The sequence below is a fragment of the Rhodococcus sp. GA1 genome (assembly GCF_024321955.1).
Lineage (GTDB): Bacteria > Actinomycetota > Actinomycetes > Mycobacteriales > Mycobacteriaceae > Rhodococcus > Rhodococcus pyridinivorans.
In genome coordinates this window covers 108,697-120,178 of record NZ_CP097187.1, presented here as the reverse complement: position 1 = coordinate 120,178, position 11,482 = coordinate 108,697, and the positions used below count along the sequence as shown (strand labels likewise).

Here is an 11,482-nt window from a genome sequence, read left to right as displayed (position 1 = left end):
CCTAGTCCGGCGATCCGGTACTTCGATTCCGGCGACTCGGTACTCCTTAGGGCGGGCGGGGTGGTCTGCTCGGGGTGAGGCGGCGCGACTGCGCCGCTTCTTCCTATTTGAGGAGGCTGATGTGGCCGAGTACAAGGCCATCATGACGTTGGCGCTGGCCGGGCATAGCTACAGCGAGATCGTCGCCGCCGTCGGGTGTTCGCGTCGGGAGATCGCGGCGGTGAAGAAGACGATCACCGCGTACGGCATCACCGCCGGCCAAGCGTCGTCGATGAACCCGGCCGAGATCGCCGGGATGTTCCCCGACGGGCGCAAACGCGTCTCGGAGGACTACACCAAGCCCGATTTTGATCGGGTGCTGGCGTCGATGAAGTTCAACCGGCACTTCACCATCCAGCAGGCCTGGGGCAAATATCTCGCGGACCCCGTCGGGGCCGGGAAGAAGTACGGGTACTCCCAGTACTGCGCCCTGTTCGCCGACCACGCCCGCATCAAGGACGTCGTGGCCACGCTGCATCACGAACCCGGCAGGACGATGCTGGTCGACTGGGCCGGCGACACCCTCGAGGTCCTCGACGCGGTCACCGGTGAGGTCACCAAGCTGTACTTGTTCGTGGCGGTGCTGCCGTACTCCGGTGCGGTGTTCTGTCGCGGTTTTACGGATATGAAGTCCCCGTCGTGGATCGACGCTCACGTCGCAGCGTTCGACTTCTTCGGCGGGACGCCGCAGATGGTGGTGCCCGACAACCCGACCACCGCCACCCACCGGCAGGCCAAGGGCGAGGCGGCCAGGGCTGTCAACGTCCGCTACCAGCAACTGGCCGACCACTACGGCACCGCGATCGTGCCGGCGCGGGTCCGCAAACCCCGCGACAAAGCGGCCGTGGAGTCAGCAGTGGAAGTGGTCAACAAGCGCGTGATCGGCTACCTCGCCGAGGAGGTGTGGACCACCGTCGAGGCCCTGAACGCGGCGATTGATGACCGCGTCGCCGAGATCAACACCCAGATTCGCCGGGCTGACGGTACGACACGGTGGGAGCGATTCGAGTCCGATGAGGCGCCGCTGCTGGCGGTGCTGCCAGACGACGGGTTCGCCACGGTGGAGTGGAAGCAGCTCAAGGTCGGACGGAACTATCACGTCTCCTGCGATTCGCAGTACTACTCGGTGCCGTACACCTTCGCCGGTCAACTGCTGCGAGTCCGGTTGACCGCGCAGTCGGTGACGCTCTTCGACGGTGACCAGGTCGTCTGCGAGCACCCACGGCGCCACGGCCGCAAAGGCCAGTACTCGACCGTGCTCGCTCACGCCCCGAAGGAGCACCAGGGTATCGACGGTCTGTGGTCCCGGCAGTGGTTCACCGACCGTGCCCGCGGGTTCGGCCCCGCCACTGAGCAGGTGATCGCCCAGATCCTTGATCGTCACGTGATCGAGGCGCAGGGCTATCTGGACTGCCAGAACATCCTCGAAACTCTCGGCAAGCGCAGTCGCCAGCGGCTCGAGGCAGCCTGCCAGGTACTGCTCAACCAGAACAGTGCCGGTAGCTACAGCGTGCTCAAACGCGTCATGGCGAGCATCGACTCCGACCACAAGGCGCCCCGGCCCGTGGTCCCGGCGGCGGCCACACGAAAACCGCCGCCACCGGCCGGGGCCCGAGACGACGGCGCGATTCAAGTCCGCTCGGCCGATCACTATGCGCGCGGCCGCAGCGGGGAGGGCGTGTGATGTTCACCGAGATCGATCACCAGAAGTTCCGCAACCTACGCATCACGCACGTGGCGACCCGGTTCGAGGAGCTCATCAGCGATGAGGCCAATGACGAGCTCACCCCGGAGCAGATCTTCCTCACCGCCGTCGACGACGCCCTAGACCAGCGCCAAGCCCACCGGATCGACAAGCTGATCCGCGCCGCGAAGTTCCCGATCCCGCAGGCCTCGATCGCGGAGATCAACTACCAGGAAGGACGCGGGATCACCCCGGTGCGGATGAAACGCTACGCCGGGCACCACTGGCGCCAAGACCCCACCAACCTGCTGGTCCTCTCACCGACCGGCGGCGGGAAAACCTACCTGGCCTGCGCGATCGGCATCGCCGCCTGCCAGAACGGGCACACCGTCACCTACGCCCGCATGGACGAACTCGCCCGGCGGCTGGTCATCGCCCGCGGCGACGGCATCCGCCACCAAAAAATGCTCAACGACCTGTCGGACGTGGAACTGCTGATCATCGACGACTTCCTCACCGTGGGCATCGACCCCGAGGCCGCGAACGACCTGTTCGCCGTGCTGGCCAACCGGGAGCACCGGCTGCCGACGATGATCGCCTCACAATCCCGACCGGCGTACTGGCTCGAGGCCCTACCTGACCGGGTGGCCGCGGACTCCATCGTCAACCGGCTGGCCAACAACGCCCGCGAGATCAACCTCGGCGAAGTCGACATGCGACGCCAACGCGACGACCAAGCCCGGGCGACCACCGGCTACTGGGAGTAACCCCCGACGGTGCCGGCCCGCCTCACGCGCGGGCCGGTTCCGGGTCGCCGGAACAGCGGTACCAACTCGCCGGACCCGCGGTACCGACAAGCCCTATCTGCCAAGGCGTTTTCGTTCTAGCTATTGCGTCTGGCGCAATCTGTCCCTGGGCGCGGTAGCGGTCGGCCCACTTTCTTGTGGTTCGGGGCGCGACCATGAACATTTTCGCCGCAGTGGCATAGGTCCACCCGTCGTCGACGATCAGTGTTGTCAGCCGCAAACGGGAGCGTGGGGCCAGGGTCGCGTTAGGAATACGAAGGCCTCCGGTCGGTGAAGCATTGAACCAGACGGCTCCACTTCACAACCGGAGGCCTTCAGCCGAAGTCACCATTGCGAATCGGGACAACATCCCTGGACATCGCAGCTAATGCGACGTGTCGCGCCCCCTTCTCGCTCGTATGCCCGGGCGAAGGTGCTCGACGCAGCTGGCTTCGCCTTCGGCGAGCAGCTCCTTGCCGGACCCGACCGATCAGACGAGGCTCTATAGGCACCGCGCTCGACATCAGCGCGCCACGTCTGCGGACCCGACTTGTACCCGCTGAAGAGCGCGGTAGAGCGTTGACCGACCCACTCCGAGCTCGCGGGCGATCGCTGACGGCCCCTCCCCTGCCTCGATGCGGGCACGAGCCTTGGCGATCTGCTCGTCCGTCAGGACTCGTTTTCGTCCCTTGTACTTGCCTTTAGCCTTGGCGATGGCGATGCCCTCGGCTTGGCGTTCCCGGATGATCGCCCGCTCGAACTCGGCAAATGCTCCGAGCAGCGAGAGCATCAGGTCCGCTCGAGGATCCTGGGCGCCGGCAGCGTAGGTGGCCCGCTCGTGGACAAACTCCACGCTCGCGCCCTTGGCGGTGATCTCGCCAACGATCTGCTTGAGATCTACGAGAGATCGGGCGAGTCGGTCCATCGACGCGACTACCAGCTCGTCACCGTCTCGCAGATACCTGATGCACTCTTCAAGCTTCACACGATCGGCACGAGAGCGAGCGGACTGCTTTTCGACGTAGACCCGGTCGCACTCCCCCACTGCCTCGAGCTGCCGCGCCTCATTCTGATCCGCGGCCGACACCCGCACGTACGCCACTCACTGTCCCCGCGGACGCGAAGCCCGGCGAGCCGGCTTCGGATCCGTCTGTGACTGTGGCTTCCGCTCGATGATGTTCTCCGAGTCCGTCGACTCCACCCGAAAGTTCCAGCCCAACTCGTCCCGACGACGGAACCGAGTCCGCACGCTCCCGCGGCTGACGATGAGCACCTCCTCGCCACCATCACCCGCCCGGTTCGAGAGCGTCCCGATCCGATCAGCCATCGAAAAACCCTTCCGTCCGGAGATCTGTATCAATAGATCCTAGACCCGACGGGAAGACGCTTCATAACTATGGAACTAGACCCTGTGACACAGCAGCGGTGGTTGGCGACACATCGTCCCGCACGGGTGTACCCAACGACCCAGCCGCGTGTGCCGCCCGCCGGCCAGCACTGTGTTAGGGACGTGCTTCGGAAAGCAGGGTTCTGATGATCGGGTAGCGCGAGTATGAGCATCGGATAGCGGTGCCGGTCCTCGTGTGCTCGTGTCGGTTCTACGCGTGGCAACAAGGCTGCGCGTGGATCCGAACAGGAGGCACGGGTGACTGATTACCGATTGGTGATGTCGCTACTGCTGCAGGACAGGTCCTACCGGGACATCGAGGCGATCGCGGGTTGCTCGCATCGCACTGTCGCGAAGGCGAAGAAGGTCTGCCACGAGCACGGGTTGACCGCCACGAGCCAGGTCGAGGCGCTCAGCGGCGAGGAGATCGACGTCTTGTTCGCAGATGGGCGCAAGACGCCGTCGAAGGAGTTCGTCGCCTTCGACGTGGCGGCGACCGTGAAGAAGCGCACGGGCAAGAACAAGCTGCCGCTGCGGGTGCTGTGGGCCAACTACCTCGACAGCGACGGATCGCCGGGGCAGCGGCACTACAGCTATCAGCGGTTCTGCCAGATCGTCGGCGAGTACGTCGAGGTCAACGAGCTGACGATGCGGATCGCGCACGTGCCCGGGCACACGATGCAGGTCGACTGGGCGGGCACAAAGATGGCGATCTTCGACCCCGTCCTCGGTACCAAGACCACGGTCTCGGTGTTCGTTGCGTCGCTGCCGTACTCGGGGATGGTCTTCGCGTGCGGCTGCGTGGACGAGAAGATGGCGAACTGGCTCGACGCGCACCTGCAGGCCTTCGAGTACTTCGGCGGCGCGGCGCAAGTGATCGTCCCGGACAACGCCTCGACGGCATCGAACCAGATCGCCCGCGGCGACCGGGCCCGCGAGGTCAACCGTGAATACCGTGACTTCCTCGAGTACCACCACACCGCCGCCGTGCCCACTCGGCCGGTGCGCCCGACGGACAAGGGCAACGTCGAGGCCGGGGTGAAGGTGGTGACGAACTGGGTGATCGGACGGCTGGCCGATCGGCGCTTCGCCAGCCTGGACGATCTGAACGAGGCGATCGCCGCCGAGGTGGAGGCGATCAACGACCGGATCCCGTTCCGCGGCCAGAAGACCAGCCGCCGCGAGCTGTTCACCGAGCACGAGCAGTCGGAGCTGATCGCTCTGCCCGAGGTCCGCTGGCAGCCGGTCATCTGGAAGAAGTCCAAGGTCAACCGGGACTATCACGTGGAGATCGCCACGGTGAAGTACTCGGTGCCCTACACCTTCACCGGCCAGCACGTCGACGTGAAGATCACCGGCCCCACACTGGTGGTCATGGCTGGCGGCGAGATCATCGCCTCCCACACCGTCTCCGGTAGGCGGCACGCCTTCGTCACCGATCCCGACCATGTTCCCGCGCAGCATCTGCAGTCATCGGACCTGTGGTCGCGGGCGTATTTCGTGCGCCAGGCCCACAAGATCGGACCGCACACCGTGGCTGCGATCAGTGAGGTCCTGGATCGCCAGCGGATCGAGGCTCAGGGCTACCGTTCGTGCCAGAACATCCTCGCCCTGGCCCGCGGGGACAACAAGATGCTGCTCGAGCGGGCCTGTGGCCAACTCGTCTCCGAGACCTCACGCCGGGCGATCAGCTACACCGCCGTCAAGCAGCAGCTGGCGGCCCTGAGGACCCAGGCCGCCGCCCGGCCCACCACCACGCAGCCGGCGGTGGCGGCTACGACGGACCGGCTGGAGCCGCCGCCGGGTCGGCGAGATACCACCGGGGCGCATCTGGCCGGGCCCGAGCAGTTCAGCCTCGCCGCCCTCACCGGAGGCCCGAGCAGCGGCACTGCGGGGCAGGAGGAGCTGCAGTGACTGATCGTCATCTCACCGACGCCGACATGCCGCTGTTCACGCAGCTGCGGATGACCGCGTTCGGCCAGACCGTCATTGACCTGGCCAACGATCCCGCCTGCGACGAGTGGACCTTCTCGGAGAAGATCTTCCACGCCCTGGACAAAGAGATCACGGCCAGGCAGGAACGCCGGACCCAGAAACTACTCAAGGCCTCCAGATCGCCAAACCCTGACGCCTGCGTAGAAGAGATCCGCTACCTGCCTGACCGCAACGTCAACCGCGAGCTAATCGCACGACTTTCCAGCTGTCAATGGATCGACGCCACTCGCAATCTCGTCGTGCTCGGCCAATCCAGCGTGGGCAAGACCTACCTCGCCCAGGCGCTTCTCAATGCCGCGTGCCGAAAGTACTACACCGCGAGGTTCTTCCGGCTCGACGACCTGGCCAACCGGCTCGCCGTGCTGGAGCCGACCTCGCAGCGCAGGCTGGACTTCCTCACTGATCTGCACAACTGCGACCTGCTAGTGCTGGACGATTTCCTGACCACGCCGGTGGCCCCGCACACCGCGGCGGAGCTGCTCAACATCCTTGCCGCTCGGGAGGGGCGGGGCTCGACGCTGGTGACCTCGCAGTTCGATCCGCCAGATTGGTACAAGTCGCTCCAAGACGCGGTCATCGCCGAATCGATCCTCAACCGGATCGTCGCCGGCGCCGAGATCATCGCCCTCGACGGCCCGAACATGAGACGACACCTCGCCACGGCAACGCCATAGCGGCCCAGCGGTCGGACGGGTGAACTCCGCTATCCGATACCCGTCCGACCGCTACCCGATCATCAGAACCGCGCTTTCCGAAAGGCGTCCCAAACAAGCACTGCGAGATCACCGCCACCTAGCACTACGATTCACCCACCCGGACAAAACAAACAAGTACGGGGGTCGGCAACCACAGCTCACCCCCGCTGTCGCCGAGACTTCGACTGGACCGTTCCCGCTCTGGTGGACACCCGGAGATGAGCGGTGAGTTCCCCCAAGATAGAGGGAGCGGATTATGGGATCTACTCGTCGGAGCTTCACTGCCGAGTACAAGGCCAACGCGGTAAGTTTGGTCATCGATGATGGCCGTGCGATCGCCGAAGTTGCACGCAGTATCGGCGTTCACGAGATGACGTTGGGGAAATGGGTGAAGAAGACTCGAGACGAGGGAAACGGTGAGTCTGACCGCCCGTTGAATGAGGACGAGCGGGCGGAACTCGAGCGCCTTCGCGAAGAAGTGAAGCACGCCCGGATGGAGGTGGAGTTCGCAAAAAAAGTAGCGACCTGGTTCGCGAAAGACCCGCGGTGAAATTCGCGGCTATCGCGGACTGGGCTGAATCCGATTCATATCCGGTCACGTTCATGTGTGCTCAACTCGGCGTATCGACTTCTGGCTACTACAAGTGGCGCGGCAAGTCGCGCTCAGCTCGAGACCTCCGAGACGACGAGTTAACAGCGCTGATCGAGTACCACTACGAGCACCTCAACGGCCGTCCCGGCGTTCGGCGCATGCGTGCGGAACTCGCCGCCGGCGGCCACCGGGTCTCGCACAAGCGGGTGTGGCGGCTCATGAAGGTCGCAGGTCTGGAAGGCCGCCACCCGAAGGCGTGGAAACGCACCACCGTCGCCGGAGACAGCCCCGTTGGGGCACCTGACCTCATCGGCCGCGACTTCACGGCGGCCGAGGCGAACACCAAATGGTGCGGCGATATTACTTACGTACGGACCTGGAACGGCTGGGCGTACCTGGCCACCGTCATCGATCTGCACTCCCGGATGGTCGTCGGATGGGCCGTGGCCGACCACATGCGAACCGAGCTGGTCACCGACGCACTGGACATGGCCATCGCTCGTCGTCGACCACCCGGAAAAGTCATATTCCACAGCGATCGCGGAACTCAATACACGTCCACCGACTTCGATAAGTACTGCACGAAAAACAATATCCGACGATCATTGGGGCGCACTGGCATTTGTTTCGACAACGCGGTCGCAGAATCATTCTTCGCGAGCTACAAGAAGGAACTCATTCACACGCGCCCGTGGCCCACTCTAAAAGCACTCAAAAAGAGCACATTCACCTGGATTGAGGAGTACTACAATAGGGCCCGACGACATTCCACACTGGGCTATTTGACACCAGCCGAGTTTGAACTAGGATTCAGAGACATATACGAACTCGCCGCTTAATTGCAGTGGCCACTTTAGCGGGAACACTCCAGACAGATTCATAACTCCGGCGACCACACGCCGCCGAAATTGGTCGCCGCTTCGGCCAGCCCCGACCGGCGGTATTCCGCCATCTGGTCGGCGCACACCTTGAGGCCGCGTTGTCCGCTCACCCACGCGCAACATGCTCTCCGCTCGCGGGCAAGGACTGTGCACACTACGTAGGATGCCCGAGACACTTCGCACGGGCAGGCACCCAGGTGTCATGTGTCCGAGTCACTCCTTTAGAGAAGGTCGAATGTGCCGTCTTCGACTATGCGGGGCTTTCGATCCGCATCAGATGTGGGCCACTTCGCACCGGCGTCCGACAGGTCAGATTTGGCCAGCAGCGGGGCGGCGATCACGTCAACAAGCAGATCGGCCATTTGTTCCTCAAGGGCCACCAGTTGGCTGAGGATAGATAGGAGTTCGGTCAGCTCGGTCGACCATGAACGATCCCACTGCGTGGGGTTAATTTTGTCAAGGGGCGAGGTGTACCGTTTCTTCGGTTTAGCCATTCGGTAGTCGAGCCAGGACGCGAGGACCTTGGTACCTCCAACGACGTACTCCGTCGCTTCAGGAATGACGTTTTTCCAGCGTCCCGCCCCAACGTTGAGGGTTTGTGTATCTGGGTCGTAACTCCAGCCCTTAGGCATCTCAGCGCCAACCGATACCTCATAGGTGGGGTGGACGATTGCGATCCTGTCGTCACGAACGTCGGTGTAACCGTCCGGGTGAGCACCTGCCGCACCATAAGTAAGAAGCCACTGGAGGTGGCGTCCGTGAACGACGGCCCTCACCCAGAGGGTGGAATCTGCGGTAATGGGAATGCGAACTCCGGGGGTACGGAGTTCATCGTCGAACTGGGAGACGAAACCGGAGTGCCCAGCAATTCCAGCGACGTAGTCGAAGACTTCCTCAGCATTGACCTGCTGACCGAGATGCTTCCTAAGTGCATCAATCAGACCCGAGGCTAAATTAGGAGTTCCGTCCGGATGAACCTTCGGAAGAGCCCGGCCACCACCACTGCCCCGGAAGTGATGAACGTCCGGAATAAGGTCGGTGTAGACGAGACCAGGACCAGTACGCGGATATTCGGAATGAAGTTCATAGGCGAAAACCTGACCGGGAACCCTTCCCTGCCACAAGTTAGGAGAGGGCCGATTTAAAAGCCGACTGTCAGCAATCAAGAACTGGCGGTCAAGCACTCGGAAACCACAACGAACTATCTTGAATTCGGTGAGCATAGCGATGTTCTGAAACATGCGTCTCGTGTCTTGTTCGGTGTCTCCTCCCGGGAGAGGCTTCTTGGTCTTAGTCAGAGACGTGTCGCTCCCATTCAAAAACTTCGCTGCTTTGACTTGTGCGTCATCCTCATTGATCACGTCACGTAATCGAGCTTCCAGAATGTCGACACTAGGAGCATAAACCCAGCCACGGCCCGCCATGATTCCGTTGTTACGCCAAGGAAGTAGATCGTCGACGGCCGGATAATCGTCCCATGCAGTGGCGGCTGATGGCGTGAACGGTGCCGTCCATTCGGTTCGAACATTGCGCCACGCCGGATCATTAAAAGACAATCTGGAAAGCGCTTCAAACTTCTGCTTTCGCGTGCCTTGGATGTCGATATACCGAATATCAGCGGGACTATCCTCGTCAGAGTTTTCCCCGCGAAGAAATAAGGCTATGGCTACCGGAGTTTCGATATTGAAGACGGCATTGGGGGCGGGTGGTTGCTTCCCTTCGGGAGTCACGTTGATGATCCACCCGTGAGTTGCGGTCCGGCGCAGATACTCGCGCATGCCCTTGAATCCCGGACCGGCGAGGTAACCGGTAGCCGTAATGAAGCAAACCACACCGCTGCCGCCGTCACGCACATCCGGGAAGTTGGTTGACTCAAAGACTTTCCAGGTCGCCCAACGCCAGAAGTAGACATAAAGATTGCTGAGGTGACGCTCGTGCTTTCCATTGCCGGCTAGCTTGAATGCGCTGAGCGGCGGCTCGCTCGTTGCTGGGTCGATGCCGTTCTCGATCCAGCCACCCATACCTCCCGCATGATCCTTATATGGCGGGTTTCCGATACAGACTTGAATGTTCCGCTCCCGCTTCATCTTGTTAGCCAATTGTCGCTGACGAGCGATAAGTTGCGCCGTGTATGAGAGCTGCTCGTCGCTCGCGATTTGTGGGTCTTCTAAGGTGTCTGCGACGTACAGATTGAGGCCGGTACTGGGCATATTGGCCTCGAGCTCTTGAATGGCGGCAGTAATTCGTAGTTCACCGACAGAGAACGGCCCCGATTGGAGCTCGATACCAAATAACCGGGCCACTGCACTACTTACCGCCTCGGGGCCCGCACCTTTTCCGTACTGCGCCTTAGCTGCATCGGACACGTGGCGTAGTACCGCGAGGGGATATGTACCAGTCCCCATTGCCGGGTCAACAATAGACACGTTTGGGTTGCGAAGCCCTTCAGGCTTACCGAGGTACGTCTTGAGGACCGTATCAGTAAGCCGAACCATCGCTTCGACCACAGGCACAGGGGTGTAGTACGAGCCAGACTTTCGGCGTTTTTCCGGGTCATATCTGGCAAGAAAATCCTCGTACAAGTGCAGGTAGAGAAGGTCTCCATTTGCTTGGAGCCGGTCCCAGTCTGTAGCATCAAGAACCCGTACGATGATTTCGATCGCGGTCCACGTCGGGGTTCCCTCAACGTGCTCAGTGAGCAGATTGAGCGCCTTGCCCATGAGAGTGTGATGGCTTTCGAGCTGTTTGGCCACGTCGCGGATCGGAGAGTTGCCAAGATCAATTCCCTCGCTGAGCGCCAACAACAGCGCAAAGACGACCGTCTGCGCGAATCCGTCTGCGAACTCAGCATCTCGGGCTTGCGGGAAGAGTAGGCGTCTCCAGTCCTTGGCGATCCCAGTGAATGGCATCGTTGTGGGATCGGCACCACCCTTGATAGCCCGGCGCTCTGCCCGAAGGGCGTCGTGGACTTCCTCGCGAAGAAGGCGCGCAAGTGGAGCAAGCGTGTCGACAAGTTTCGGCACCGAGACGATAGGGACAGGGTTCCACCGAAGGAAGGATCCCAGCAGGAGTTCTAGCCGCCCGGGAGCCTTCAGCACTCCTTTGAAGTGCTCCAAGTCCGCGGCGTGGACACTAACGGGCTCGTCGATCAGCTCGCCAAATCGCCACAGTCGGAATTCGATGCCGTTCGTATGAAGCAGATTTGGCAGTTCCTTAAGGCGCTGCCATTGCCTGTAATTGTGAGTGCTCGGCCCATACGTAGAGGGATCGAGGCTAGTGCCCGGAGCCTTCAGCTCAATGTGGCCGATGACGCCACCATTGACCCGGACACCGAAATCCGGCCGAACTGAACCATCGAGCTCAGTGACCTCGTCGTGAGGAACCACCTTGAGGCCGAACAACTCCCCTGCGTGCTCGACGAGCT

7 protein-coding genes and 2 pseudogenes are annotated in these 11,482 nt (G+C 62.2%); 6 read left to right on the top strand and 3 right to left on the bottom strand.

All coding sequences use genetic code 11. The annotated features are described in order from the left end of the window. Positions 1-121 precede the first annotated feature (121 nt). Positions 122-1,723 carry an IS21 family transposase gene (istA, locus tag M3330_RS23880; protein ID WP_006898358.1) on the top strand — a complete coding sequence of 534 codons (1,602 nt, stop codon included), beginning with the start codon at positions 122-124 and terminating at the stop codon, positions 1,721-1,723. Further along, a complete protein-coding gene (locus M3330_RS23875; protein WP_006898359.1) occupies positions 1,723-2,490 on the top strand; it encodes an ATP-binding protein in 768 nt (255 codons plus the stop codon). The genes istA (M3330_RS23880) and M3330_RS23875 overlap by 1 nt, the downstream gene beginning before the upstream one ends. Positions 2,491-2,629: 139 nt before the next feature. Here the strand turns inward: M3330_RS23875 and M3330_RS23870 are convergent. Next, a pseudogene (locus M3330_RS23870) lies at positions 2,630-2,782 on the bottom strand (leucine zipper domain-containing protein); the annotation flags it as partial. Between the two features lie 249 nt (positions 2,783-3,031). Then, a pseudogene (locus M3330_RS23865) lies at positions 3,032-3,835 on the bottom strand (recombinase family protein). 318 nt (positions 3,836-4,153) lie between these two features. Between M3330_RS23865 and istA (M3330_RS23860) the strand changes: the two are divergent. From istA (M3330_RS23860) to M3330_RS23845, 4 genes are all read left to right on the top strand, one after another. Continuing rightward, the gene (gene istA / locus M3330_RS23860; protein WP_247848311.1) at positions 4,154-5,809 is read left to right on the top strand and encodes an IS21 family transposase; all 1,656 of its coding nucleotides are present in this window, start codon (positions 4,154-4,156) and stop codon (positions 5,807-5,809) included. After that, complete coding sequence (locus M3330_RS23855) at positions 5,806-6,564, top strand: ATP-binding protein (protein WP_007633699.1); 759 nt, start codon at positions 5,806-5,808, stop codon at positions 6,562-6,564. Before istA (M3330_RS23860) ends, M3330_RS23855 begins: the two co-directional genes overlap by 4 nt. Positions 6,565-6,841: 277 nt before the next feature. Further along, complete coding sequence (locus tag M3330_RS23850; protein ID WP_006898371.1) at positions 6,842-7,135, top strand: transposase; 294 nt, start codon at positions 6,842-6,844, stop codon at positions 7,133-7,135. Continuing rightward, positions 7,132-8,016 carry an IS3 family transposase gene (locus tag M3330_RS23845; RefSeq protein WP_204650704.1) on the top strand — a complete coding sequence of 295 codons (885 nt, stop codon included), beginning with the start codon at positions 7,132-7,134 and terminating at the stop codon, positions 8,014-8,016. Before M3330_RS23850 ends, M3330_RS23845 begins: the two co-directional genes overlap by 4 nt. A gap of 263 nt (positions 8,017-8,279) precedes the next feature. Here M3330_RS23845 and M3330_RS23840 read toward each other — a convergent pair whose 3' ends face one another. Continuing rightward, a complete protein-coding gene (locus M3330_RS23840) occupies positions 8,280-11,459 on the bottom strand; it encodes a type ISP restriction/modification enzyme (RefSeq protein WP_255029151.1) in 3,180 nt (1,059 codons plus the stop codon). Positions 11,460-11,482: the final 23 nt, after the last annotated feature.

Coding starts and splice junctions, on each gene's coding strand:
- M3330_RS23875 (WP_006898359.1), top strand. CDS start 1,723: ATGTTCACCGAGATCGATCACCAGAAGTTCCGCAACCTACGCATCACG.
- M3330_RS23850 (WP_006898371.1), top strand. CDS start 6,842: ATGGGATCTACTCGTCGGAGCTTCACTGCCGAGTACAAGGCCAACGCG.